At 66.8% G+C, this 25,517-nt stretch carries 22 protein-coding genes; 16 read left to right on the plus strand and 6 right to left on the minus strand.

Features of this window, described 5'->3' with window-relative positions:
• The first annotated feature begins 68 nt into the window (after window positions 1–68).
• Entirely contained in the window at window positions 69–1,958 is a 1,890-nt protein-coding gene (locus CAG11_RS30410) for a PAS domain S-box protein (RefSeq protein WP_085600041.1), read from the plus strand.
• On the plus strand, window positions 1,955–2,590 hold the full coding sequence (locus tag CAG11_RS30415; RefSeq protein ID WP_085600005.1) for a response regulator transcription factor: 636 nt from the start codon (window positions 1,955–1,957) through the stop codon (window positions 2,588–2,590). The genes CAG11_RS30410 and CAG11_RS30415 overlap by 4 nt, the downstream gene beginning before the upstream one ends.
• Window positions 2,591–2,599: 9 nt before the next feature.
• On the opposite strand, the gene CAG11_RS30420 is transcribed toward CAG11_RS30415, so the two are convergent.
• Both CAG11_RS30420 and CAG11_RS30425 read right to left on the minus strand, forming a co-directional pair.
• Complete coding sequence (locus CAG11_RS30420; RefSeq protein ID WP_031321432.1) at window positions 2,600–3,196, minus strand: TetR/AcrR family transcriptional regulator; 597 nt, start codon at window positions 3,194–3,196, stop codon at window positions 2,600–2,602.
• Window positions 3,189–4,040, minus strand: a complete 852-nt coding sequence (locus CAG11_RS30425; protein WP_085600007.1) for a 3-hydroxybutyryl-CoA dehydrogenase — start codon at window positions 4,038–4,040, stop codon at window positions 3,189–3,191. Before CAG11_RS30425 ends, CAG11_RS30420 begins: the two co-directional genes overlap by 8 nt.
• Window positions 4,041–4,210: 170 nt before the next feature.
• On the opposite strand from CAG11_RS30425, the gene CAG11_RS30430 reads away from it, so the two are divergent.
• Entirely contained in the window at window positions 4,211–5,230 is a 1,020-nt protein-coding gene (locus CAG11_RS30430; protein ID WP_085600043.1) for an AraC family transcriptional regulator, read from the plus strand.
• A gap of 12 nt (window positions 5,231–5,242) precedes the next feature.
• Here CAG11_RS30430 and CAG11_RS30435 read toward each other — a convergent pair whose 3' ends face one another.
• Together CAG11_RS30435 and CAG11_RS30440 are read right to left on the minus strand one after the other, a co-directional pair.
• On the minus strand, window positions 5,243–5,986 hold the full coding sequence (locus CAG11_RS30435; protein WP_371857933.1) for a TetR/AcrR family transcriptional regulator: 744 nt from the start codon (window positions 5,984–5,986) through the stop codon (window positions 5,243–5,245).
• Window positions 5,987–6,100: 114 nt separating this feature from the next.
• A complete protein-coding gene (locus CAG11_RS30440) occupies window positions 6,101–7,972 on the minus strand; it encodes a sigma-54-dependent Fis family transcriptional regulator (protein WP_085600009.1) in 1,872 nt (623 codons plus the stop codon).
• Between the two features lie 356 nt (window positions 7,973–8,328).
• On the opposite strand from CAG11_RS30440, the gene CAG11_RS30445 reads away from it, so the two are divergent.
• The 11 genes from CAG11_RS30445 (at window position 8,329) to CAG11_RS30495 (ending at window position 21,085) form a co-directional block, all read left to right on the plus strand.
• Complete coding sequence (locus tag CAG11_RS30445; protein WP_085600011.1) at window positions 8,329–9,405, plus strand: ATP-NAD kinase family protein; 1,077 nt, start codon at window positions 8,329–8,331, stop codon at window positions 9,403–9,405.
• A gap of 2 nt (window positions 9,406–9,407) precedes the next feature.
• Entirely contained in the window at window positions 9,408–10,385 is a 978-nt protein-coding gene (locus tag CAG11_RS30450) for a thiamine pyrophosphate-dependent dehydrogenase E1 component subunit alpha (protein ID WP_085600013.1), read from the plus strand.
• 105 nt (window positions 10,386–10,490) lie between these two features.
• Window positions 10,491–11,507, plus strand: coding sequence for an alpha-ketoacid dehydrogenase subunit beta (locus CAG11_RS30455; protein WP_085600015.1), 1,017 nt, complete (start codon window positions 10,491–10,493; stop codon window positions 11,505–11,507).
• Window positions 11,504–12,616 carry an acetoin dehydrogenase dihydrolipoyllysine-residue acetyltransferase subunit gene (locus CAG11_RS30460; protein ID WP_085600019.1) on the plus strand — a complete coding sequence of 371 codons (1,113 nt, stop codon included), beginning with the start codon at window positions 11,504–11,506 and terminating at the stop codon, window positions 12,614–12,616. The genes CAG11_RS30455 and CAG11_RS30460 overlap by 4 nt, the downstream gene beginning before the upstream one ends.
• A gap of 88 nt (window positions 12,617–12,704) precedes the next feature.
• On the plus strand, window positions 12,705–13,769 hold the full coding sequence (locus CAG11_RS30465) for a 2,3-butanediol dehydrogenase (protein ID WP_256578786.1): 1,065 nt from the start codon (window positions 12,705–12,707) through the stop codon (window positions 13,767–13,769).
• 151 nt (window positions 13,770–13,920) lie between these two features.
• On the plus strand, window positions 13,921–14,646 hold the full coding sequence (locus CAG11_RS30470; protein WP_371857934.1) for a hypothetical protein: 726 nt from the start codon (window positions 13,921–13,923) through the stop codon (window positions 14,644–14,646).
• A 216-nt stretch (window positions 14,647–14,862) separates the two neighbouring features.
• Window positions 14,863–15,705 carry a PhzF family phenazine biosynthesis protein gene (locus CAG11_RS30475; RefSeq protein WP_085600023.1) on the plus strand — a complete coding sequence of 281 codons (843 nt, stop codon included), beginning with the start codon at window positions 14,863–14,865 and terminating at the stop codon, window positions 15,703–15,705.
• A gap of 222 nt (window positions 15,706–15,927) precedes the next feature.
• A complete protein-coding gene (gene hemB, locus CAG11_RS30480; RefSeq protein ID WP_022643592.1) occupies window positions 15,928–16,902 on the plus strand; it encodes a porphobilinogen synthase in 975 nt (324 codons plus the stop codon).
• 117 nt (window positions 16,903–17,019) lie between these two features.
• Window positions 17,020–17,541: a sigma-70 family RNA polymerase sigma factor gene (locus CAG11_RS30485; RefSeq protein WP_085600025.1), complete on the plus strand. Its 522-nt coding sequence runs from the start codon at window positions 17,020–17,022 to the stop codon at window positions 17,539–17,541.
• Complete coding sequence (locus CAG11_RS30490) at window positions 17,538–18,509, plus strand: FecR family protein (protein ID WP_085600027.1); 972 nt, start codon at window positions 17,538–17,540, stop codon at window positions 18,507–18,509. Before CAG11_RS30485 ends, CAG11_RS30490 begins: the two co-directional genes overlap by 4 nt.
• Before the next feature lie 101 nt (window positions 18,510–18,610).
• Window positions 18,611–21,085 carry a TonB-dependent receptor gene (locus tag CAG11_RS30495; protein WP_085600029.1) on the plus strand — a complete coding sequence of 825 codons (2,475 nt, stop codon included), beginning with the start codon at window positions 18,611–18,613 and terminating at the stop codon, window positions 21,083–21,085.
• Window positions 21,086–21,151: 66 nt separating this feature from the next.
• On the opposite strand, the gene CAG11_RS30500 is transcribed toward CAG11_RS30495, so the two are convergent.
• Both CAG11_RS30500 and CAG11_RS30505 read right to left on the minus strand, forming a co-directional pair.
• Window positions 21,152–22,702 carry an FAD-dependent monooxygenase gene (locus tag CAG11_RS30500; RefSeq protein WP_085600031.1) on the minus strand — a complete coding sequence of 517 codons (1,551 nt, stop codon included), beginning with the start codon at window positions 22,700–22,702 and terminating at the stop codon, window positions 21,152–21,154.
• A gap of 55 nt (window positions 22,703–22,757) precedes the next feature.
• Window positions 22,758–23,372, minus strand: coding sequence for a LysE family translocator (locus CAG11_RS30505; protein WP_085600033.1), 615 nt, complete (start codon window positions 23,370–23,372; stop codon window positions 22,758–22,760).
• 258 nt (window positions 23,373–23,630) lie between these two features.
• Between CAG11_RS30505 and CAG11_RS30510 the strand changes: the two genes are divergently transcribed.
• Window positions 23,631–24,719, plus strand: coding sequence for a DUF1615 domain-containing protein (locus CAG11_RS30510; protein WP_085600035.1), 1,089 nt, complete (start codon window positions 23,631–23,633; stop codon window positions 24,717–24,719).
• Window positions 24,720–25,026: 307 nt separating this feature from the next.
• Window positions 25,027–25,517 (plus strand): ATP phosphoribosyltransferase regulatory subunit (locus CAG11_RS30515; protein WP_085600049.1); only part of this gene is annotated, 491 nt, incomplete at its 3' end.

Below are 25,517 nucleotides of genomic sequence, written 5' to 3' on the forward strand. Positions count from 1 at the left end.
AGTAATACCTGAGTTGTATAGTATTAATACTATATTTGTCGCCGATGATCCCCAAAGGTCCAACGATGATGCAAAGCTCCCCTCACTTGAGCCATTGGCTGCGCCAGCAGCGCGAAGGCCACCTGCCGGATTCGCCCTGGCTGGGCCATGACCCGCAGCCCAGTGCGCTGCTGGATGCCGAGGCCCGGCCGCTGGACCTGAACCCGGCGCTGCGCCAGTGGCTGGAGGGTGCGACAGGGGATGGGTTGGCGGCCTGGCTGCCGGTCAACCACCCGGCCCTGGTGCGGGCCTGCCTCGACCAGCAACGGCCGATCGAGGACGTCGAGGCCCGGTGCGGCGAGCGGATCCTGCTCTGGACCTTCATCCCCGACCCGTATCGCCAGCGGGTCCTGGCCCGTTGCCGCGAGGCCACCACCCAGGTGCAGGCCGAGCGCGAGTCGGCCAGGGCCCGGCGGCTGTATCGGCTGATCACCGAGAACACCACCGACCTGATTTCCCGGCACACCCCCGACGGCTGCTTCCTCGACGCCTCGCCTGCGTCCTGGACCCTGCTCGGCTACTGGCCCGAGGAGCTGCGCGGCATGCCCGCCCGCAGCCTGTTGCACAGCCGCGGGCTGGCCGGGCTGATGCAGCGTACCGGGGATGCCCTGGAGCAGGACGGCTACCACACCATGACCTATCGCATCCGCCATCGCGACGGCCACTACCTGTGGTTCGAGACCGCCTGCCGGGCGATCCGCGAGACCTACACCGGGGCGGTGGTGGAGGTGGTGGCGGTATCCCGGGACATCACCGCCCGGGTTCAGGCCGAGGAGAACAAGCGGCGCCTGGCCGAGGTGGTGGAGGCCAACCCCGATCCGGTGCTGTTCGTCCAGCCGGGCGGCAGCGTCACCTACCTCAACCCGGCCGCCCGGCGCGCCCTGGGCCTGGAGCCCGGGCAGGTGATGCCCGAGCTGGCGGCGATCCTCAGTCCGGCGGTGCTGCAAAGCCTGCAGCGAGAGGGCTGGGAATGCGCCGAGCGCACCGGGCGCTGGAGCATCGAGACTCGCTTGCAGCCGCCCTCGGGCGGTGACTCGGTGGCGGTGTCGCTGATGCTCCTCGCGCACCGGGCGGCCAGCGGCGAGCGCTTCTATTCGCTGGTGGCCCATGACCAGAGCGAGCGCGAACTGCGCGAAGCCCAGCAGCGCCATCACCAGGACGAACTGGCCCATACCGCGCGTTTGGTGACCCTGGGCGAGCTGGCCTCGGGCATCGCCCACGAGATCAACCAGCCGCTGGCGGCGGTGGTCAACTACGCCAACGCCAGCCAGCGCTATCTGCAGGCACTGGACACCCAGCCCCAGGCTGCGCAAAAGGTGGCCCAGGGCCTGGAGCGCATCGCCGAGCAGGCGACCCACGCCGCCGAGGTGATCAAGCGCCTGCGGGCGTTCCTGCGCAAGGGCGGGCGGCGGCTCCAGGCCCTGGACAGCGCCGAGGTGGCCCGGGAAACCGTGCGCCTGTGCGCCTGGGAAGCCCAGGCGTGCCAGGTGGTGATCGAGCTGCGCCTGGCGGATAATCTGCCGCCGGTCTACGCCGACCGGGTGCTGCTGGAACAGGTGCTGCTCAACCTCTTGCGCAACGCCATCGAGGCCAATCGCGAGGTCCATGCGCAACAGGCCTCGCAGATCGTGCTCCAGGCCATGGCCGGCGCCGAGGGTGGGGTCTGCATCAGTGTCAGCGACCAGGGCCCCGGGGTTTCTACCCAGCAGCTGGCGCAGTTGTTCACCCCGTTCTACACCAGCAAGGCCAATGGCCTGGGCCTGGGGCTGTCCATGAGCCGCAGCATCGTCGAGGGTTTCGGTGGCGACTTGCAGGCCCGGCCCCAGGCCCGGGGCCTGCGCATGGACTGCCATCTGCCGGCCACGGCGCCGCTTGAGACCGACCCATCCATTTCCCCGAATACAGGAGCAAGGCCATGACGAGTGCGACGCAGCAGTTGGTGTACGTGGTCGACGATGACCCGGCCATGCTCGACTCCACGGTCTGGCTGCTGGAGTCGGTGGGCCTGGCGGCCGTGCCCTTCACCAGTGGCCGCGAGTTCCTCGAGCATTGCGACCCGCGCCGCAACGCCTGTGTGCTGCTGGATGTGCGCATGCCCGGCATGGGCGGGTTGAATGTCCAGCAAGAGCTGCGCCAGCGGGAAATCGACCTGCCGCTGATCTTCGTCAGTGGCCATGCCGACGTGCCCATCGTGGTCCGCGCGTTCAAGGCCGGGGCGGCGGACTTCATCGAGAAGCCCTACAACGAGCAACTGCTGCTCGATAGCGTGCAGCAGGCGCTGAACCGCGCCGGCAGCCGCCAGCGCCAGGGCGCCGGGCAGGCCCGGGTGCTGGAGCGCCTGGAGAGCCTGACGCCACGGGAAAAGGATGTGCTGCTGCCGCTGGTGCGGGGCTACACCAATCGCGAGATCGCCGAGCAGCTGGGGGTCAGCATCAAGACCATCGACCTGTACCGCTCGCGGGTGATGAAGCGCATGCAGGCCGAGCATCTGCCGGAGCTGGTGGGCATGGCCATCGCCGCCGGCCTGGTGGACCCGTTGCAATTGCGCTGAGGCCTGGCCTCAGGCCACGGCGCTGTGGCTCGGGCCTGTGCCCAGCAGGCGTTCGATGGCACCGCTGAGCAGGTTCTCCAGCAAGGCTTCGCGCTCGCGCTCGCCCAGGGGCTGTTCCTGGAACCAGCTGGGGGCGGTATTGAGCAGGTTGGCCACCGCATGGGCGGTGGCCCGGCGCGCGGCTTCCCCTTGCCCGACCGGCGTGCCCAGCAGTTGCAGCAACTGCTGTTCGTAGCCTGCGCGCAATTGCTCGACGCGCAACTGCTGGTCGGGGTTCAGGCAGCCGCTGTCGCGCTCCACCAGGCGAAAGTGCCGGGGCAGTTCCCGGTGCAGTTTCAGGTGGGCGCGGATCAGCGCCACCAGGCAGCCGTCCTGGAGCTTGCGCCGCTGCAGGCGCTTGAGGGTGCCGTGCAGCTCGTCGAAGAACTCCTCGATCAGGTCCAGCAACAGGTGCTGCTTGCTCGGGTAGTGGTGATACAGCGAACCCGGCGTCAGCCCCAGGTGGCTGGCCAGCTCGCGCATGCCGACCTGGCCGAAGCCCTTGCTGGCGAACAGCTCCAGGGCCTTGTCGCGGCTTTGCGCGAAGCGCGAGCAGCGTTCAGCCATAGGCATGGAAGCCACGTCCGGTCTTGCGGCCCAGGTAGCCGGCGGCAACCATTTCCTTGAGCAGCGGGGCGGGGCGGTACTTGCTGTCGTTGAAGCCGTCGTAGAAGGCTTCGAGGATCGCCAGCAGGGTGTCCAGGCCGATCAGGTCGGCCAGGGCCAATGGGCCGATCGGCTGGTTGCAGCCCAGGCGCATGCCGGCGTCGATGTCCTCGGCGCTGGCCAGGCCTTCCTGGAACACCAGGATCGCCTCGTTGATCATTGGCACCAGGATGCGGTTGACCACGAAGCCCGGGCGGTTGCCGGCGGTGATCGCGGTCTTGCCCAGGCGCTGGGCCATGTCCATGGCCAGGGCGTGGGTCGCATCGCTGGTCTGCAGGCCACGGATCACCTCGATCAGGCCCATGACCGGCACCGGGTTGAAGAAGTGCAGGCCGATGAAGCGCTCCGGGGCGCTGACGCTGGCCGCCAGCTGGGTGATGGACAGCGACGAGGTGTTGGAGGCGATCACGCACTCGGCGCTGACCTGGGCGGCGATCTGCTGCAGCACCTTGAGCTTGAGCTCGAGGTTCTCGGTGGCAGCCTCGATCACCAGCTGGACATCCTTGAGCGTGGCGTAGTCGGTACTGATGCGGATGCGTTCGAGGGTCGCGAGCTTCTGCTCCTCGCTCAGGCCGCCCTTGGCCACTTGCCGGTCGAGGTTCCTGCCGATGGTGGCCAGGGCCTTTTCCAGGGCGGGCTGGGCGATGTCCAGCAGGGTCACGGCAAAGCCCGCCTGGGCGCAGACCTGGGCGATACCGTTACCCATGGTGCCGGCGCCGATCACACCGATGTTCGCAAGATTCATCTTCAGCTCTTCCTTTGTTCGTTGCCTTCGCGGAGCATGGCGGCCATGCCTTGCACGGCCCATTGTCGAGCGCGAGTCTAGGGCCCCGCACGGGGGCCGGACTATGCCGAAAGCGGTCAACCGTGCTGGCGTTTTTTGCCACAGCGGCCATGCCGGAGGACAGCTGCCAGATGCGCGAAACCGATTCGGTCGCCGCTTATTACCTGCGGGTCATGACCCACGCCCTGCAATCGCGGCCGGCGCGCCTGGCAGCGCTGCTGGCCGAGGTTGGCATCGATCCCGCGCTCCTCGAGCAGCCCCGGGCGCGGGTGCCTGGCAGCGCGTTCGCGGCCCTGTGGCTGATGCAGATCCGTGAATTGCACGACGAGTTCTTCCAGCTCGATTCCCACGGCTTGCCGCCCGGGGCCTTCGCCCTCATCTGTCGTGGACTGATCCAGGAACCGAACCTGGAGAAGGCCCTGCGCCAGTGCCTGAACAACTTCGGCCTGTTCCTGCGCGACCTGCGCGCCAGCCTCAGCGTGCGCGGCAAGCGTGCGGTGATCAGCCTCCAGAGCCAGGGCGCCGAGCCGCTGCGCGCGCACTACGCCGAGGAAACCCTGCTGGTGCTGGTCATCAGCCTGTTGTGCTGGTTGGGTGGACGGCGGATTCCCATCGATCGTGCGGAGTTTCGCCATGCTCGCCTCAGCCTCGACGACGACGTGCTGCTGTGGGGCAGCAACCTGACCTGGAACGCCGGGCGCACCGAGATCGAGTTCGCCAGCCGCCTGTTGCGCCTGCCGGTGGTCCAGGACCTGGCTTCGCTCAAGGTATTCCTGCGCAGCGCCCCGCAATGGCTGGTGATCCGGTTTCGCAACCAGCACGGCCTCACCACCCAGGTGCACCAGCGCCTGCGGGGCAGCCACTACAGCCAGTGGCCGACCCTGGAAGCCTTCGCCAGTGAACTGCAGATGAGCCCCAGCACCCTGCGCCGGCGCCTGGAGCGCGAGGGGGGCTCCTACCAGGAGATCAAGGACGAGGTCCGGCGCAACGTCGCCGTGGACCTGCTGCGCCGCTCGGCGGCCAGCATCGGCGAGATCGCCGAATTGACCGGATTCCAGGAGCCCAGCGCTTTCCACCGGGCCTTCAAGAAATGGATCGGCGAGAGCCCCGGCCGCTATCGCGCGCGTTTCCAGCCCGCAGGGCCGGGCTAGCCCGCAGCGCCTTTACTGGGGACGGGGCCTATAGGGCGCCACCAGCATCACCACGGCGTCGAGCAGCGCTTCCTGGCGCTCCGGGGCGAAGCGTTCCGGTTCCACCGGCTGGACCATCTTCCAGCCATCGCCCATGGCGCAGATCTGGTCGGCCAGCAGCTCGGCATCGATATCGTCGCGGATATCGCCCTGGGCCTGGCCCTTGGCCAACATCGCGGCGAAGGACTGGCGGAAGCGGCAATAGCGTTGCTGGAAGATATCGGCCAGGGCCTGTTCGTGGCGGGCGTGGGTCAGCAGGTGGAAGAGGGCGGCGAGCAGGGCGTTGGTGTCGCCGCCCTTGCCCCAGCTCAGCCAGCTGGAAATGATCGTCTTGATGTCCACCCGGGGCTTGGCGGCCTCGCGCTCGAGCACGGCGTCGAACTGGTCGAACAGGTCCTGTGCGGCGGCGGCGAGCATCTCTTCCTTGTTGGCGAAATAGTAGGTCACCGCGCCAGTGGTGCAGTTGGCATATTGGGCGACGCGGCGCATGGAGGTGCCGATGTAGCCCTCTTGCGCCACCACGGCGACCACCGCTTTGAGCAGCTCTGCGCGCTTCTCCTCGTGGTTGCCGAGCGGGCGCCCCCGTCGCGCGGGACTGCCGGATTTGCCGCTTGCTGTCGTGGGGGATGGGGAGAGTCGAGAATCATGCATAGGAATGAGTGGGGTCTTTGGCTTGCCTGTCGGGGGGAAGCGGACTTCCTTGTGAGCCGCCAGCATAGGTAATTTCCATGGCAAAAGCATCCGCGACCAATGGACGAAACTAGCCGTTTTCAGGGTGAAAGTGCCGTGCTAGAGCGCTTGTCGTCATGTGCCCAATACTCCGGCCGATACTCAGGGGCAACTGCGTCCCGGCATCTGGATGCCATGCTGCCGGACCCGGCGGTACAAGGTCGCCCGGGAGATGCCCAGGGCCTTGGCGGCGGCCACGGGTTTCCAGCGATGGCGCACCAGGGCATCCAGCAGCGCCTGGCGTTCCGGGTTGCTCGCCGGGTCCGGGGCCTGGGTAGCGATTGCCTGGATACTGGCCCGGTGCAACTGCTCCGGCAGGTCCTGCAGTTGGATCACCGGCCCTTCGCACACCGCGCAGGCATAGCGCAGCACGTGGCGCAGCTGGCGCACGTTGCCCGGCCAGCGATAGCCCAGCAGGCACTCCAGGGCCGCGTCGCCCAGTTGCAGGGGCGTGCCGCAACGCTGGGACTCTTCTTCAACGATCTTGGTGATCAACGCCAGGCGGTCGCTGCGCTCGCGCAAGGGCGGTAGCTGGAAGCGCGCGCCGCCCAGGCGGAAATACAGGTCCTCGCGAAAGCTGCCATCGGCCACCAGCGCTTCCAGGTCGCGGTGGGTGGCGCAGATCACCTGGATATCCACCGCCTGGCGCCGCGCGGCGCCCAGCGGCGCCACCTCGCCCTCGGCCAGTACCCGCAGCAGGCGGGTCTGCAAGGCCAGGGGCATGTCGCCGATCTCGTCCAGGAACAGGGTGCCGCCGTCGGCCTGTTGCAGCAGGCCCTGCATGCCTTTGCTGGAGGCTCCGGTGAAGGCCCCGGCGACATAACCGAACAGTTCGCTCTCGATCAGGTTTTCCGGAATCGCCGCGCAGTTCAGCGCCACGAACGGCCGCTCGCGGCGCTGGCTGGCCTGGTGCAGCTGGCGGGCGAAGACTTCCTTGCCGCTGCCGGTCTCGCCCTGGACCAGCACCGGCAGGTGGCGATCCTTGACCCGCACCGCCAGGCGCAGGCTCTGCTCCACCTTGGGGTCCAGCGCCTGCCCGGCCAGTGGCAGCCGTGGCCGGCTGGCCGGCCTGCGCGGCGCTTGCAGGCGACCGTGCAGCTCGCCATCCAGGGGCCACAGCGCCTGGTCCCTGGCGCGCTGCAGCAGCTGGGTGTCGAACACCTGGGCGATGTGCCGGGGCACCTGGCCGTGGCGGCGCAGCAGGTAGGCCCGGGCGGCGGGGTTCAGCGCTTGCAGGCAACCGTCGTCGTCCCAGGCCAGCAGGAAGTCCGGCTGGCTGTCGACATAACCCGGGCTGGCGTGGGCCCGCAGGACCCAGTAGCCCTGGGCGCTGCTCATGAAGAACGCCTGCTCGATCGCCCGCGCGCTCTGTACCACCAGTTGGCGGATCAGGTGCTGGGAACGGCGATCGTCCGGCGAGCGCACCGCCGAGACGTCCAGCACCCCCAGCAGCCCACCCTGGGGGTCGAACACCGGGGCCGCGGAGCAGGTCAGGCCGATGAAGGCGGCGCGAAAGTGATCGCGCTTGTGCACCGTCACCGCAGCGCCGCTGGTGAGCACCGCGGCCACGCCGCAGGTGCCTTCCTCGCCCTCCGACCAGCAGGTGCCCAGGTACAGGCCGGCCTTGCGGCAATCGTTGCGGATGGCGGACTCGACCCGGTAGTCGATGGTGCGGCCCTGGGCGTCGGTGAGCAGCACGCAGTAGTCGGCATCGCGCACCTGGCCATGCAGGCGCGCCACTTCTTCGCTGGCGATGCGCAGGAACAGCTCCGAGCGCTCGCGGCACTGCTTGAGCAGGTCTTCGGAGAGGATGCGTGGCCCCTGCAGCGAGGCCGGGTCCAGGTGGTGCTGCTCCATGGAGCGGCGCCAGGAGTCGAGGATCAGGTTCGGCACCGGCGCCTGGGGCAGGTGCGCGGCGTTCTTCAAGACCCGGCTGACGCAGTCGACATGGGCGCGGGAATGGGCGGAAAGCATGACAGGCCTCCGGTTGCAGCTTCTTATCGTTGTGGGCGCATTAAGCGCCGATCCGCTTCTTCGGACAAGCACCGGCTGGCCCGGCGGCGAGGTTGAGACGCAACGTCTCAAGGTCTCGCCTCTGCCCCGTGCAACCTGGCATGCAACGTCTCACCGGCACCACCGGGCAAGGCGCCGAGGCCTGCGTGCCAGGCGCTCTGCGGCGGGCTTTTGCGCAAGGTTTTCGACAACTGGCACCGGCCTTGCTCTGGCTCTTGGCAACCCGCCGCAGGTTTCCCGCGGCGGCGGGCCCACCCAAGAACAAGAACGAGGTATGCCATGCACTGTCCTGGCCGTGAACTGCCTGTGGTGACCTTATGAGCCGCCGCCCGTTGAGTGTCGGCATCATCGCCAACCCGGCCTCGGGCCGCGATGTGCGCCGCCTGACCGCCAATGCCGGGCTGTTTTCCAGTACCGACAAGGTCTGGGTGATCCAGCGCCTGCTGGCGGCCTTCGGCGCCACGGGTATCGAGCGGGTGCTGATGCCCACCGACATGACCGGCATGGCCGCCGCGGTGCAGAAGAACAGCCGCAGCCGCCAGGCCCGCGAGCAGCACTGGCCGGAGCTGGAGTTCCTCGACCTGACCCTGCGCCAGAGCGTCGAGGACACCCGCCAGGCCGCCCGCTGGATGGCCGAGTGCGAGGTGGCGCTGATCGCCGTGCTCGGCGGCGACGGCACCCACAAGGCGGTAGCCGCCGAGGTCGGCGATATCCCGCTGCTGACCCTGTCCACCGGCACCAACAACGCCTTTCCGGAACTGCGCGAAGCCACCAGCGCCGGCCTGGCCGGCGGGCTCTACGCCAGCGGCCGGGTGAGTGGCGAGATCGCCCTGCGGCGCAACAAGCGGCTGCTGGTGCGCGAGCCTTCCCGGGGCCTCTGCGAAGTGGCCCTGGTGGACGTGGCGGTGTCGCCCCTGGCCTTCGTCGGGGCCCGGGCCATCAGCCGCGCCAGCGACCTGGCCGAGGTTTTCGTGACCTTCGCCGAGCCGCAGTCCATCGGTATTTCCGCGCTCTGCGGGTTGTGGCTGCCGGTGACCCGGCAACAGCCCCACGGCGCCTGGATGCGCCTGGCATCAGGTTCGCCCGAGGCGTTGCTGGTGCCCCTGGCCCCGGGGCTGTTGCAAGGCTGCGGGGTACTGGAGGCCGGCTACCTGCAACCGGGCCAGCCCCAGTCCCTGTGCCTGGGCGCCGGCACCCTGGCCCTGGATGGCGAGCGCGAGATCGAGTTCAACCCCGGTGACCGGCCCACGGTCACCCTGGATGCCGGCGGCCCGCTGAGCATCGACGTCAACGCGGTCCTGGAACACGCGGCGCGCCAGCGCCTGCTGGCCATCGACCGCAGTCACCGGCAACACCCCATGAACCTTCAGCCTGAAGACACCCCTGGAGAATAAAAATGTCGACACCCCTGAACGCTGACCAGCTGCTGCACGCCTACCGGGTGATGCGCACCATCCGCGCTTTCGAAGAGCGCCTGCATGTGGAGTTCGCCACGGGCGAGATCCCCGGTTTCGTCCACCTCTACGCCGGCGAGGAAGCCTCGGCCGCCGGGGTCATGGCCCACCTGCGCGATGACGATTGCATCGCCTCCAACCACCGCGGCCACGGCCATTGCATCGCCAAGGGCGTGGACGTCTACGGGATGATGGCCGAGATCTACGGCAAGAAGACCGGGGTCTGCCAGGGCAAGGGCGGCTCCATGCACATCGCCGATTTCGAGAAGGGCATGCTCGGTGCCAACGGCATCGTCGGTGCCGGGGCGCCGCTGGTGGTGGGCGCGGCCCTGGCGGCCCGGCTGCAAGGCAGCGACGGCGTGTCGGTGGTGTTCTTCGGCGACGGTGGCTCCAACGAGGGTGCGGTGTTCGAGGCCATGAACATGGCCTCGGTATGGAACCTGCCGTGCCTGTTCATCGCCGAGAACAACGGCTATGCCGAGGCCACCGCTTCGAACTGGTCGGTGGCTTGCGACCATATCGCCGACCGCGCCGCAGGTTTCGGCATGCCCGGGGTGACGGTGGACGGCTTCGACTTCTTCGCCGTGCATGAAGCCGCCGGCGCCGCCGTGGAACGGGCCCGGGCCGGGGAGGGACCGTCGCTGATCGAGGTCAAGCTGACCCGCTACTACGGCCACTTCGAGGGCGATGCCCAGACCTACCGCGCCCCGGACGAGGTCAAGCATTACCGCGAGCACAACGACTGCCTGATGCAGTTTCGCCAGCGCACCACTCGCTCGGGCCTGGTACAGGCCAGCCAGCTGGACGACATCGATGCCCAGGTGCAAGCGCTGATCGAAGACGCGGTGCGCAAGGCCAAGAGCGATCCCAAGCCGAGCCCGGCGGACCTGCTCAGCGACGTGTACGTCGCCTATCCCTGAGCACCTCCCCGCGATCTGTCGCTCGGCGCATGCGCCCTGAGCGTCGCTCGCTCGGCCGTGAACAGGCTCCAAAGCCTCCTCCAAGAACAACAAGAGACCATCATCATGGCGAGAAAAATCAGTTACCAGCAGGCCATCAACGAAGCCCTGGCCCAGGAAATGCGCCGCGACCCCAGCGTGTTCATCATGGGCGAAGACGTGGCCGGCGGCGCCGGTGCCCCCGGCGACAACGACGCCTGGGGCGGCGTGCTCGGGGTGACCAAGGGCCTCTACCACCAGTTCCCCGGGCGGGTGCTGGATACCCCGTTGTCGGAAATCGGTTACGTCGGCGCCGCCGTGGGCGCGGCCACCCGGGGCGTGCGCCCGGTGTGCGAGCTGATGTTCGTCGACTTCGCCGGCTGCTGCCTGGACCAGATCCTCAACCAGGCGGCCAAGTTTCGCTACATGTTCGGCGGCAAGGCCCAGACCCCGCTGGTGATCCGCACCATGGTCGGCGCCGGCCTGCGTGCCGCGGCCCAGCATTCGCAGATGCTCACCTCGCTGTGGACCCACATCCCCGGGTTGAAGGTGGTCTGCCCCTCGTCGCCCTACGACGCCAAGGGCTTGCTGATCCAGGCCATCCGCGACAACGACCCGGTGATCTTCTGCGAGCACAAGCTGCTCTACAGCCTGCAAGGCGAGGTGCCGGAGGAGTCCTATGCGATTCCCTTCGGCGAGGCCAACTTCCTGCGCGACGGCAATGACGTGACCCTGGTGTCCTACGGGCGTACGGTGAACACCGCCCTGGACGCGGCCCGCGCGCTGTCCGGGCGTGGCATCGATTGCGAGGTCATCGACCTGCGCACCACCAGCCCGCTGGATGAGGACAGCATCCTGGAAAGCGTGGAGAAGACCGGGCGCCTGGTGGTGATCGACGAAGCCAACCCGCGTTGCTCCATGGCCACCGACATCTCCGCCCTGGTGGCGCAAAAAGCCTTCGCCGCCCTCAAGGCGCCGATCGAGATGGTCACCGCGCCCCATACCCCGGTGCCGTTCTCCGACGCCCTGGAAGACCTGTACATCCCCGACGCGGCGAAGATCGAGAACGCCGTGCTGAACCTGATCGAGTGGAGCCGCCGATGAGCCAGATCCATACCCTGACCATGCCCAAGTGGGGCCTGTCGATGACCGAAGGCCGGGTCGATGCCTGGCTCAAGGAAGAAGGCCAGAGCATCAGCAAGGGCGATGAAGTGCTGGACGTGGAGACCGACAAGATCTCCAGCAGTGTCGAGGCGCCGTTCTCCGGCATCCTGCGTCGCCAGGTGGCGCGCCAGGACCAGACCCTGGCGGTGGGCGCGCTGCTGGGCATCGTGGTGGAGGGCGAGGCCAGCGACGCCGAGATCGACGCGGTGATCGAGCGGTTCCAGGCCAGCTTCGTGCCCGGCGACAACGCCGACGAAGACAGCGGCCCGGCGCCGCAGAAGGTCGAGCTGGGCGGCCGGCTGATCCGTTATTTCGAACGGGGTGAAGGCGGTACGCCGCTGGTGCTGGTGCACGGTTTTGGCGGCGACCTCAACAACTGGCTGTTCAACCATGAAGCCCTGGCCACCGGGCGCCGGGTGATCGCCCTGGACCTGCCGGGCCACGGCGAGTCGGCCAAGGCCTTGCAGCGGGGCGACCTGGACGAGCTGAGCGAGGTGCTGCTGGCGCTGCTGGATCACCTGGACATCGCCCAGGCACACCTGGTGGGGCATTCCATGGGCGGTGCGGTGTGCCTCGACACCACGCGCCTGGCGCCGCACCGAGTGCGCTCCCTGACGCTGATCGCCAGTGCCGGCCTGGGCCATGAGATCAATGGCGACTACCTGCAAGGCTTCGTCGAGGCGGGCAATCGCAATGCGCTCAAACCGCAGTTGGTGCAGCTGTTCTCCAACCCCGAGCTGGTGAACCGGCAGATGCTCGACGACATGCTCAAGTACAAGCGCCTGGAAGGGGTGCAGCAGGCCCTCGGGCAGCTGGCAGGCACGCTGTTTACCAACGGCCGCCAGCAGGCCGACCTGCGTCCGGTGGTGCAGGGCGGCGAGCTGCCGGTGCTGGTGATCTGGGGCAGCGACGACCGGATCATCCCGGTGAGCCACAGCGCCGATCTCAAGGCGCAGGTCGAGGTACTGCCGGGGCAGGGGCACATGGTGCAGATGGAAAGCGCGGAGCAGGTCAATCGCCTGATCCTCGACTTCATCCAGCAGCACTGAGGTTCGCTGCGCCGGCCAGGGGGCCGTCGCAGCTCTACGACAATCAGGAGAAGCCACGATGAGCGTTTCCCTCAAGCCAGTTGCCAGCATGCGCGCCGCGGTCTGGCACGGCCGCCACGATATCCGTGTCGAAGACGTGCCCCTGCCCGAAGCGCCGCCTGCCGGCTGGGTGCAGATCCGCGTCGACTGGTGCGGCATTTGCGGTTCCGACCTGCATGAATATGTGGCAGGTCCGGTGTTCATTCCGGTGCAGGCGCCGCACCCGCTGACCGGGATCAAGGGCCAGTGCATCCTTGGCCACGAGTTCTGCGGCCAGATCGTCGCCCTCGGCGCCGGGGTCCAGGGCTTCAGTGTTGGCCAGCCCGTGGCGGCGGACGCCTGCCAGCACTGCGGTACCTGTTATTACTGCACCCACGGGCTGTACAACATCTGCGAGAACCTGGCCTTCACCGGGCTGATGAACAACGGCGCCTTCGCTGAGTTGGTCAACGTGCCGGCCAACCTGTTGTACGCCTTGCCGGCCAACTTTCCCGCCGAGGCCGGGGCGCTGATCGAGCCGCTGGCGGTGGGCATGCACGCGGTGAAAAAGGCCGGCAGCCTGCTGGGGCAGAACGTGGTGGTGGTCGGCGCCGGCACCATCGGCCTGTGCACCATCATGTGCGCCAAGGCCGCCGGCGCGGCCCAGGTGATCGCCCTGGAAATGTCCGGGGCGCGCAAGGCCAAGGCCCTGGAGGTGGGCGCCAGCCTGGTGCTCGATCCCAAGGAGTGCGATGCCCTGGCCGAGGTCAAGCGCCTGACCGGTGGCCTGGGGGCCGATGTCAGCTTCGAGTGCATCGGCAACAAGCACACCGCCAAGCTGGCCATCGACCTGGTGCGCAAGGCCGGCAAGTGCGTGCTGGTGGGCATTTTCGAGGAGCCCAGCCAGTTCAACTTCTTCGAACTGGTGGCCACCGAGAAGCAGGTGCTGGGAGCCCTGGCCTACAACGGTGAGTTCGCCGATGTGATCGCCTTCATCGCCGATGGCCGCCTGGATATCACGCCGCTGGTGACCGGGCGCATCCAGCTGGAGGACATCGTCGGCCAGGGTTTCGAGGAGCTGGTCAACAACAAGGAGCACAACGTCAAGATCATCGTTTCACCCAGTCGGCTCTAGCGCCCGACAGCGGGCGATTTGGCGATGGCCGGCCATGGCCATCGCACTTTTTTACCGTTTTGCGTTCTATGGGCAGGCCTGGCTGCGCCGATCCCCGCTGCAGCCCGTGAATGTCGACCCGGTGCCGATGGCCTACGCTCCCTCTTCTTGCATGATGCAAACCCCGTTTCCCACCTTGCTATTGGCAGGCCTGCTGATGCTCGGCGCCACCGGCTGCACCCAGCAGCAGGGGCGTGATATCGCCAACCAGTTTCGCAATGGCAAGGCCGACGAGTTCTTCCAGACCAGCGTCGATCGCATGGCCACCATCGGCATGCGCGACAACCTGCAGAGCCTGTACCTGCTGATGGGCAAGCTGTACCTGCGCAACCCCAGCCAGTGGCGCAAGTCCGGGTACCCCGATGGCACCACGGCGCAGCGGGAGATCCGCAATGCCATCGAACAGCGCCAGCCGCTGCCGGCCCTGGGCGATCGCCGGGACCTGGCGGCCCTGAGCTATTCCCTGAGCCCGGAGTTCCAGGGCGACCGGGTCGGCGCCTTCATCTACGCCATCGGCAGCATGCTGGTGACCGCCCATGGCGGGCGCACCGAGTTCTACATGACCGACACGCTGGACCCGCAATTCATCAGCAATGCCGCGCGCAATATCGAAAAAGCCACCTGGATGCTGGGCCAGCGCCAGGATGCCAGCGGCGTATTGCTGCTGTTCTCCAACGAGATCTCGGAGGAGGGCAGCAACCTGAGTTTCGCCGTGGAGTTCGGCAAGATCGTCGCGCGCCTGGACTTGCTGACGCAGATCCTCGACGAGCGCTATCGGCGGGTGGGACTCAACTATGCGCAGAGCCTGTTGCTGATGAACTTCCTGCCGGTGCAGTAAGTCGCACCTGCGACAGCGACGAAGCGAAGATCTGTTGCCGCTGTCGAGCCAGGGCGAGGCTGCGCGAAGGCCTGTGGGGCCTTGCATGGGAATTCTCCAGCAGGTCTCGATCCCTGCGGGCCCTGCAATACCGTGCGCAGCCTGGAGGAGCGGCTACACGAGGTGGGCGCGGCGGCGTAGACTCGCCGTCCCCCAAGTACAACAACAGGACACCCCATGAACTCCCTGGGCTTCAAGCAGGTCGACGTCTTCAGTTCCACGCCCCTCAAAGGCAACCCGGTGGCCGTGGTGTTCGATGCCGATGGGCTCGACGACCAGCAAATGGCGAGGTTCGCCAACTGGACCAACCTCAGTGAAACCACATTCATCCTCAAGCCGCGGGACCCGCGTGCCGACTATCGCCTGCGGATCTTCACCACCCTGGACGAGCTGCCGTTCGCCGGCCACCCGACCCTGGGCAGCTGCCATGCCTGGCTGGAGTCCGGTGGGGTGCCCAAGGGCCAGGAGATCATCCAGGAGTGCGCGGTGGGCCTGGTGCGGATCCGTCGCCAAGGGCAGCAATTGGCATTCCTGGCGCCGCCCCTGCTGCGCTCCGGGCCGGTGGCGCCCGAATTGCTGGAGCAGGTGTGCCAGGGCCTGCGCTTGGCGCCATGGGCGCTCGTCGATGCCCAGTGGGTCGATAACGGCGCTGGCTGGCTGGCGGTGATGCTCGCCAAGCGCCAGCAGGTGCTGGAGCTGCAACCCGACTATTCGCAGTTGAGCGGCCTGGCGGTGGGGGTGATCGCCCCTTGCGACCCGGAGCGCGACGAGAGCGATGCGCAGTTCGAAGTCCGGGCCTTCATCGCTGGCGACGGCATGCCCGAGGACCCGGCCACCGGCAGCTTGAACGCCGGCATTGCCCAGTGGTTGCTGGGGGCGGGTCTGGCCCCGGCGCGCTATCGGGTCAGCCAGGGCCTGAGCATGGGGCGCGCCGGTTGCATCGAGGTGGAACAGGTGGGAGACGAGGTGTGGATCGGTGGCAACGCAGTGACCTGCATCGATGGACATCTGACGCTGTAGTCCAGCCCCGGAACTGCCCTGGCATGCTTGCGGCGGATCGTCGCAGCAAGCCGCCCGGCCCTCGTGGCGAGTGCCTGAACACCGGGGTTGCCGGCGATTGTTACCTGATCGGCAAGGCTCTCTTGAGCATCCCGGGTTTGTACCCGGGCGGCCGCAGGCATAAGCTTTCAGCCTTTTTTCGATATAGCTCAAGTTGTCCCGCGCCCAGCCTTAGGAAAAACCATGTCCAGTCAGTTTCCAGAAGCCCGTCCTCGTCGCCTGCGTCGCTCCGAACAGCTGCGCAGCCTGTTCCAGGAAACCGAGTTCACCCTCAACGACCTGGTACTGCCGATTTTCGTCGAGGAGGAAATCGACGATTTCGTGCCGATCAAAAGCATGCCCGGCGTGATGCGCATTCCCGAGTCCAAGCTCGCCAGCGAGATCGAGCGTTATGCCCGCGCCGGGATCAAGTCGGTGATGACCTTCGGCGTGTCCCACCACCTGGATGGCGACGGCAGCGATACCTGGCAGGAAAACGGCCTGGTCTCGCGCATGTCGCGCATCGCCAAGGACGCGGTGCCGGAGATGGTGGTGATGTCCGATACCTGCTTCTGCGAGTACACCGAGCATGGTCATTGCGGCGTGATGCACGGCCATGAGGTGGATAACGACCAGACCCTGATCAACCTCGGCAAGCAGGCCGTGGCCGCCGCCCGTGCCGGTGCCGACGTGATCGCCCCGTCGGCAGCCATGGACGGCCAGGTCCAGGCGATCCGCCGGGCCCTGGATGCCGCCGGTTTCACCCAGACGCCGATCATGGCCTATTCCACCAAGTTCGCCTCGGCGCTCTATGGCCCGTTCCGCGAAGCCGGCGGCAGCGCGCTCAAGGGCGACCGCAAGAGCTACCAGATGAACCCGATGAACCGCCGCGAAGCGGTGCGTGAGTCGTTGCTGGACGAGCAGGAGGGCGCCGACTCGCTGATGGTCAAGCCGGCGGGCGCCTACCTGGACATCATCCGCGACATCCGCGAAGCCTCGCGCCTGCCAGTGGCGGCGTACCAGGTCAGTGGCGAGTACGCGATGATCAAGTTCGGTGCCCAGGCCGGGGCGATCGACGAGCAGCGCGTGGTACGCGAGAGCCTGGGCTCGATCAAGCGTGCCGGCGCCGACCTGATCTTCACCTACTTCGCCATGGACCTGGCCCTGGCCGGGATCTGACTCCCGCCGCGCCGGTGCCCAAGACCACGGACGTCATCGCGACGTTCGTGGCTATTGCCAAGCCTTCCGCCCCTACATGACAATGCGATTCATTATCAAATATGAATCCCCTCTGTCATGCCCGCCGACGACTTAACCCTGAGCTGTGCCGTCAACGACCTCTATCTCGACCATCATGGCTGGCTCCAGGGCTGGCTGCGCCGCCGCCTGGGCAACACCTGCGATGCGGCGGACCTCGCCCAGGACACCTTCGTGCGGGTGCTCAAGGCGCGCAATGCCCTGGAGATCCGTGAGCCTCGGCCCTATCTGTCGCGGATCGCCAATGGCTTGCTGATCGACCTGTTCCGTCGTCGCTCCCTGGAGCAGGCCTATCTCGAGGCCCTGGCCCAGGTGCCCGAGGCCGAGCACCCCTCGCCTGAAGAGCAGGGCATGCTGCTGCAGGCCCTGATGGAGATCGACCGCTTGCTCGATGGGCTGGGGGCCAAGGTCAAGCAGGCCTTCCTGCTGTCCCAGTGCGATGGCCTGACCTACGAGCAGATCGCCATGCGCCTGGGGGTGTCGGTACGCAGCGTCAACAACTACATGGCCAAGGCGATGGAGCATTGCTGCCTGATGCAGATGCGGATGCAACGCGGATGAGCCTGCCACCGCTGCAATTGAGCGTAGGCGAGCGCCAGGCCATCAGCGCCGCCGCCCGCTGGTATGCCCAACTGCGCTCCGGTACGGCCAGTGAACAGGAGCAGGCGGCGTGGCGTGAATGGCTGGCGGCCGATCCGTTGCACCGCGAGGCCTGGGCGCAGATGCAGGCACTGGGTGAGCAGATGTCGGCGCTGCCCGGTGGCCTCGCCGGTTCCACGTTGCGCGGAGCCGGGCGTTCGCGTCGTCAGTTGATGCGCAACCTGGTGGTGCTGGCTTCGGCGGGCTCCCTGGGGTGGCTGGGCTGGCGTAGCGACAGCGCCCAGCAACTGTTGGCCGACTATCGCACCCAGGTCGGCGAACGCCGGGAAGTAGGCTTGGCGGACGGCAGCTCGCTGCTGCTCAATACCAATACGTCGGTCAACGTGCAGTTCGACGGCGAGCAACGCAAGGTGTCCTTGCTCTGGGGCGAGATGCTGGTCAGCACCGGTGCCGACTCGTTGCAGCGACCATTCCAGGTGTTCACCCGGCACGCCAAGGTGCTGGCCCTGGGCACGCGCTTCCTGTTGCGCAGCGACGAGCATGAAGACCAGGTCGCGGTGCTCGAGCATGCGGTGCAGGTCAGTCTCGGGCATGGCAGTGCGCCGCGCCGGGTCGAGGCCGGCCAGCAACTGGCGTTCAGCGCCCGGGACTTTGCCGCCTTGCGGCCCAACGATGCATCGGTGGGCGCCTGGCGCCAAGGCAGCATCATCGCCATCGACCGCCCCCTGGGTGAATTGCTGGCCGACCTTTCGCGCTACCGGCGCGGGGTCTTGCAGTGCGATCCGCAGATCGCCGGGCTGAAGGTCTCCGGGGCCTTTCCCATCGACGACACCGATCGAGCCCTGGCGGCGTTGCAAAGCGGCTTCTCGTTGCAGGTCAAGCGCTATACCCGGTATTGGGTGCGGATTTCCGCCAGCCACGTGGGCTGATCGGCTGCGTGAAAAATAATTGTTCGCGTTTGCACTATTGTCGGGCCTGGTCCGGCTCATCCCCCAGTGGATTCATTTTCAGGATTGGGGGATGGCAAAGCATGTCTGATGTACACAAGTCCAAGCGGGTGCTGGCAGTCAGGATCGGGTTGTGGGGGGCGCTGACGGCCCACGCCATGGTGCTGGTACCGGCAATGGCGGTGGCTGCCAGCGAGCAGACGCGAGTTCGCCACTTCGATATCGCCGCTGGCGAGCTCACCGAGGTGTTGAGCCGTTATGCCAGCGCCGCGGGGGCGGCCATTTCCTTCGATGCCCGGCAGACCGCTGGCCTGCGCTCAGCCGGCCTGCAGGGCGACTATGGCGTGCAGGAAGGTTTTGCGCGGATCCTTGCCGGCAGTGGCTGGCAGTCCGAACCCCAGAGCAACGGCAGCTATGTCTTGCGCCCCGTACCCCAGGGCAGCGGCGCCTTGCAGTTGGGCACCACCCAGGTCCAGGGCCAGGATCTGGGGGCGACCACCGAATACTCCGGCTCCTACACCACGGGCGCGGTGACCATCGGCAAGGGCCAGCACTCGCTCAAGGAAACCCCGCAGTCGGTGACCGTGATTACCCGCAAGATGCTCGATGACCAGAACCTCAACACCATCGACCAGGTGATGGAGAAAACCCCGGGCATCACCCTCTACGACTCGCCCATGGGCGGCAAGTACTTCTACTCCCGGGGCTTTCGCATGACCGGCCAGTACCAGTACGACGGCGTGCCCCTGGACATGGGCAGCAGCTACGTGCAGGCCGACAGCTTCAGCAGCGACATGGCCTTTTATGATCGGGTGGAGATCCTGCGTGGCGCCGCCGGCATGCTCAAGGGCGCGGGCGGTACCGCAGGCTCGGTGAACTTCGTGCGCAAGCGTGGCCAGGCCACGCCGCACACCGAGCTTGCGATGTCCGCCGGCAGTTGGGACAACTATCGGACCCAGGTGGACACCGGCGGGCCGTTGAACGATGCCGGCACGGTCCGTGGCCGGGCGGTGGTCACCCAGCAGACCCGGCAGTACTTCTATGACCTGGGCGAGCGCAAGGACCAGGTCTACTACGGCGCCCTGGATTTCGATCTTGGTGACGACACCACCCTGGGCCTGGGCATGGCCTATGAAGACGTCGATTCGCGCCCATGCTGGGGCGGCCTGCCGCGCTATAGCGATGGCAACGATCTCAAGCTCGGCCGTTCGACTTGCCTGAACGCCGCCTGGAACAACTCGCGCAGCAAGCGCGCGACCTATTTCGCCGACCTCCGGCAGCAGCTCAACGATGACTGGGCGCTGAAGGTGGCCGGGGTCTACAGCCGCAACACCCAGGACATCGAGTACGCGTTCCCCAGCGGCTCGGTGCCGGTGGGCGCCAGCCGCTCCAATACCCTGATGCTGGCCAGCACCTTTGACTACGACCAGGTGGACTATGGCTTCGATGCCTATGTCGACGGGCGCTTCCAGGCCTTTGGCCAGGAGCACGAACTGACTGTCGGGGCCAATGCCAGCCGCTCGATCAAGGACGACTTCTTCGCCGTGGCCAGTTTGCCGCAACGGCAGAATGTGCTGGACCCCGATCACTACCTGCCCAAGCCCGATGACAGCTACTACCAGGCCAACTCCAGCCGGGGCGGCCCCTCCGATATACGGATCCAGCAGCAAGGGCTGTATTCCACCCTGCGCCTGAAACTGGCCGACCCGCTGACCCTGGTGATGGGCAGCCGGGTCAGCTGGTACAAGTCGCAGAACGATGCCGTGGCCTACTGGCGCGAAACGCGTACGCCCAGCAGTACCCGTTCCAAGGAAACCGGCGAGGTCACCCCGTTCGCCGGGATCTTGTATGACCTCAACGACAACCTGACGCTGTATGCCAGCTATTCCAGCATCTTCACCCCCCAGGGCAACTATCGGACCCTGGATGGCACCACCCTCAAGCCGCTGGTGGGCAAGAGCTACGAAGCAGGGATCAAGGGCGAGTGGTTCGATGGCCGCCTGAACAGCGCCTTCAGCCTGTTCCGCACGATCCAGCAGGATGCCCAGCAGGACGACCCGGCATGCCCCGACAGTACGTGTTCGATGAACTCGGGCAAGGTCCGCGCCCAGGGCTTTGAAGCCGAAGTCAGTGGCGAGGTGATCGAGCGCCTGCAGGTGCTGGCCGGCTACACCTATACCCAGACCAAGACCCTGGAGGACGCCGACCGCAACAACAACGGCCAGCCATTCAACTCCTATGTACCGCGGCACCTGTTGCGCGTCTGGGGCGACTACCAGCTGGGAGGTGCTCTGGAGCGCTTTACCTTGGGGGCCGGGGTCAATGCCCAGAGCGACAACTTCCGCGTCTCGCCTGCCAGCGGCAAGCACATCAGCCAGGCCGGTTATGCCATCTGGAACGGGCGGATCGGCTACCGCATCGACGACACCTGGTCCCTGGCGCTGAACGGCAACAACCTGTTGGACAAGCGCTACTACACCACCATCGGTACCGAGAACTTCGGCAACTTCTATGGTGATCCGCGCAACTTCACCCTGTCGGTCAAGGCCGACTTCTAAGGCCCCTGAGGCGGGGCCGGCTGATGCCGGAACCGCCTTGCCAATACCGATGGAGCGCGGCAGGTCTCACGGCGTCCTGGGCAACGCCGTGGCGAGCTGTGGGGATATCTGCCGTTCACGGAAATACCGCTCCAGCACCTGCGGGTCGGCCGAACGCTCCGCCAGCGCGACGTAGGTGTCGGGGCGCAGCAGGTACAGGGCGTTGCGCACCAGCCCGGCCTCGGCATGGGCCGGCAGCCAGTCGAAGCTCGACAATGGGACACCCCGGGCCTGGCACCAGTCGCGCAAATCCTCATTCGCCTCGCCATACACATGCACCTGCCAGCCCAGGTACTCCAGGCTGTCGAAATTGTCTTGCCCCTCGGTCCTGACCCAGGGCAGGCGATCGCCGCCGTGCACCGGGCCGACGCCGCCGGCGCTCAGGGGCATGCCGCGGTAGTTCAGGGTGATCTGCGACACGGTGCGAAACAGGAACTCCCGGGCCCGCTCCACGGCGGCGATCTTCGGCAGTAGCAGGGGCGCCAGGCGGGTCCGCACCAGCTGGGCGATCGGCCCATCGGCGGTGGCGAAGCTGAACACCCGATCGGTGGTGGCCACCAGGCGCCGGGCGAACTCCATGCGCTCGATGCCGTAGCTGTCCAGCAAGCTCTCGCTGGCGTGGCCCTTGAGTACCGCGGCCAGCTTCCAGGCCAGGTTGATCGCGTCGCCAATCCCGGTGTTCATGCCCTGGCCGCCAGCGGGGCTGTGCAGGTGCGCCGCGTCGCCGAGCAGGAACGCCCGGCCGCAGCGGAATTGCTCGGCCACCCGATGGTGCACCCGGTAGCTGGAGAACCAGTTGACCTGGCCGACCTCCACCTTGAGCTGGTGCATGGCGCGCTGGCTGACATCCTCGAAGCGCAGGTGCTCCGGGTGCTCGGCGCGTTCGTCGCGCACGGTGCCGATCAGTCGCGCCCGGCCACTCTGGGCCAGGGGAAACACCGCAAGGAAGTCGGCATCGTCCAGGTCCACATGCAACTGGCCATCGAGGCTCGGGCCGCCGGCCTCGACATCGGCGACGTAGAACACCTGCTGGTAGGTGCCGCCGGGGAAGGCGCTGCCCAGGGTCTTGCGCACGACGGAGTGGGCACCGTCGCAACCGGCCAGGTAGAACGCCTGGCAGTGTTCTTCGCGGCCGTCGGGGCCGCGCAGCCGGGCGTTGACCAGGTGGCCGTGGTCGGTGAAGGCCAGCAGTTCGGTGTCGCGCTCGACCTGGGTGCCCAGCAGGGCCAGGCGCTCGATCAGCAGTTGCTCGTGTTCGTCCTGGGGGAAGATCTGCAGGAAGGGGTAGGGCGTCAGGTCGCCGCCGATGGCATTGAACGGCAACTGCGCGGCCCGCTCGCCCTTGACCCAGAGGTTCACCGCCGGCACGTGGTAGCCACGCTCGACGATGGCCTGGGTCAGGCCCAGCTGGCGATACAGCTCCAGGGTCCGGGCCTGCACCGCCAGGGCCCGGGACGTGGTGCCCGGGCCGTGGGTCTTGTCGATGATCCGCACCTTGACCCCTTGCTGGCGCAACCAGAGCGCCAGGACCAGGCCGGTGGGGCCGGCGCCGCTGATCAGTACGTCGCTGCAGTTCATGTCTGGATCCTCGGCAAGGAAGTCAATGTCATGGGCCTGGCGCTTTGCCACGGGTTCAGCGCTGGGCGAAGGCCAGGTTCAGCCCCAGGCCGGCAAAGCTGGCGGCGAAGCTGCGGCGCAGCCAGTCCTGGACCTTGGGCGACTCGATCACCGCGGTGCGGAACAGGTTGGCCAGCAGGCCGTAGAGCACGAACACCAAGAAGGTCATGGCCATGAACACGCCGCTCAAGAGCAGCATCTGCGGGATCGGGTCGCTGCCGTCGTGGCTGATGAACTGCGGCAGGAAGGCGAGGAAGAAGATCGTCAGCTTGGGGTTGAGGATGTTCAGCAGGCAGGCCCTGAGCATCAGCGCGCCGGCGCCCTGGCTGACCGCGTTGCTGTCGACGGCGAAGGCCGAGCGATCGCGCCAGGTGGCGTAGGCCAGGTACAGCAGGTAGGCGACCCCGGCGAACTTCAGGCCCTGGAACGCCAAGGCGCTGGTGTGCAGGATCGCCGACAGGCCGAGGATCGAGGCCAGCAGGTGCGGGACTATCCCGCCGGTGCAGCCGATGGCGGTGAACAGGCTGGCGCGCTTGCCGGCCAGCAGGGCCGTGGAAATGGTGAGGATCACGCCGCTGCCGGGGATCAGCACGACGATCAGGCTGGTGATCAAGAAATCCAGGTTCAACATCCGGGCAGAACTCCTTGGCAAGGCGGGGGAGTCGTCGAACATACACCCAGGCGGGGATGTGCAGTAGATGGATTCTAGTCGGCCCTGTTCTTGTTGCCGGCGATTTGAGCGGATCTGTAACCGCTGCCGAGCTTGCAGTAGCGGCTATACGAAGCCGATCACAGCGGGGCAGGGGAACGGCGCTACAGCTCTTCGGTCGAAGCTCGCGTTCGTTGCTTTACTTGCATGGGACCGGGTCCCGACTTTCCTTGGAGAACCATGATTTCACATCGCCTTGTCGGCAGTTTCCTGGGCCTGCTGTTGTTGGCCGGTTGTGCCAGCCAGCCCGGTTCCCGCTCGCCCCAGATACCTGCCGAGCAGGTCCAGGCGCGCATCCTGCGACTGTTGCCCGCCCAGGTGAACGATCGCCAGGGCTGGGCCCGGGATATCCAGGTGGCATTCAGCGCCCAGGGGCTCGAGCCCAGTCCCGGCAACCTGTGCGCGGTGCTGGCGGTGGCCGAGCAGGAGTCCGGTTTCCAGGTCGATCCGGCGGTGCCGGGCCTGGGGCGCATTGCCCGGGATGAAGTCGATCGTCGCGCGGCCAAGGTGCATGTGCCGGCGATGCTGGTCAGCGCCGCGTTGCAGGTGCGCTCCGGCGATGGCCAGTCCTACAGCCAGCGCCTGGCCAAGGCCCGTACCGAAAAGGAGCTGAGTGCGATCTTCGATGACTTCATCGGCCAGGTGCCCATGGGGCAGACCCTGTTCGGTGGTTTCAACCCGGTGCACACCGGCGGGCCGATGCAGGTCAGCATCGCCTTTGCCGAGAAACATGCCCAGGGCTATCCCTATTCACCCCGGGACTCGATCCGCCATGAGGTCTTCAGTCGTCGCGGTGGCCTGTACTTCGGCATCGCCCACCTGCTGGGTTATCCGGTGAGCTATCCTCAGCCGCTGTATCGCTTCGCCGACTTCAACGCTGGCTGGTACGCCAGTCGCAATGCCGCGTTCCAGGCCGCAGTGAGCCAGCTCAGCGGGATTCGCCTGGCGCTCGATGGCGACCTGATCCGCTACGACTCGATCCTGCCCGGCAGCACCGAGCTGGCAGTACGCACCCTGGGCAAGCAGTTGGGGCTGCGCAACCCGGTGATTCGCGACCAGCTGGAGCAGGGCGACAGTGCGCAGTTCGAGCAAACCGCGCTGTACCGCAAGGTGTTCGCCCTGGCCGACCAGGCCAAGGGCAAGGGCGTACCGCGGCAGATACTCCCGGGCATCGAGCTCAAGAGCCCGAAGATCACGCGCCAGCTGACCACCGCCTGGTTCGCCAAGCGGGTGGACGAGCGCTATCAGCGTTGCATGGCGCGTCAGTAGGCTTGGCATCGGCGCATCCGCTATGCCAGGATGCGCCATGAATTTTTTCCGGCTCGGCAATCGCACCCATCACCATCGACCTCATTCCAGGGGCCGTGGTCGCGTATGCGCGTCGAGCCGTCAGTGATGCGCATCCCTCGCCACTGACCCTCGATTCACCACCAAGGCGCCCTGCAAGGCGCCTTTTTTATTGTCTGTAAAAAACCTGAGGAACTACCCATGACCATGCTCCGTGGCACGCGAATGATCACCGGCGAACAAGCCGCCAACCTGCGCATCCTGGAGGGCCGGTTCCGGAGCTGGCTTCATCGAAGCGGGTGCTGAAGAGGTCATAGTCCCGGCCTTGTGGGGCCAGGACACCTTCATCGAGAAGGCCGGTGGCAGTGAAGTCATCGGCCAGATGTGGGCCTTCGCCGACAAGGCCGGACGCCCGTGCTGCCTGATCCCGGAAGCCACCGCGCTGTTCCAGGAAACCGCTGGCCAGCTGCTGGCGGGACGGAGGCAGGCAATGTTCTTCTACGTTGCCCGTTGCTATCGCTACGAGAAGCCCCAGGCCGGGCGCTACCGTGAATTCACCCAGCTGGGACTGGAGATCCTCGGGCCCGATCCACGCCAGGCACTGCTGCAGGCGCAGCAGTTGTGCACCGGCTTCCTGGATGCCTTGGCGCTGGACTATGAACTCAACCTGGGGGTCAAGCGTGGCCTGACCTATTACCTGGATGGCGAGGGTTTCGAGGTGCGTTGCCGGCGCCTGGGGGCGCAGCAGCAAGTGGTGGGGGCGGGGGCCTACCGCCAGGG

Origin of the sequence: Pseudomonas sp. B6(2017) (genome assembly GCF_002112765.1) — a bacterium.
GTDB classification, from domain to species: domain Bacteria; phylum Pseudomonadota; class Gammaproteobacteria; order Pseudomonadales; family Pseudomonadaceae; genus Aquipseudomonas; species Aquipseudomonas piscis.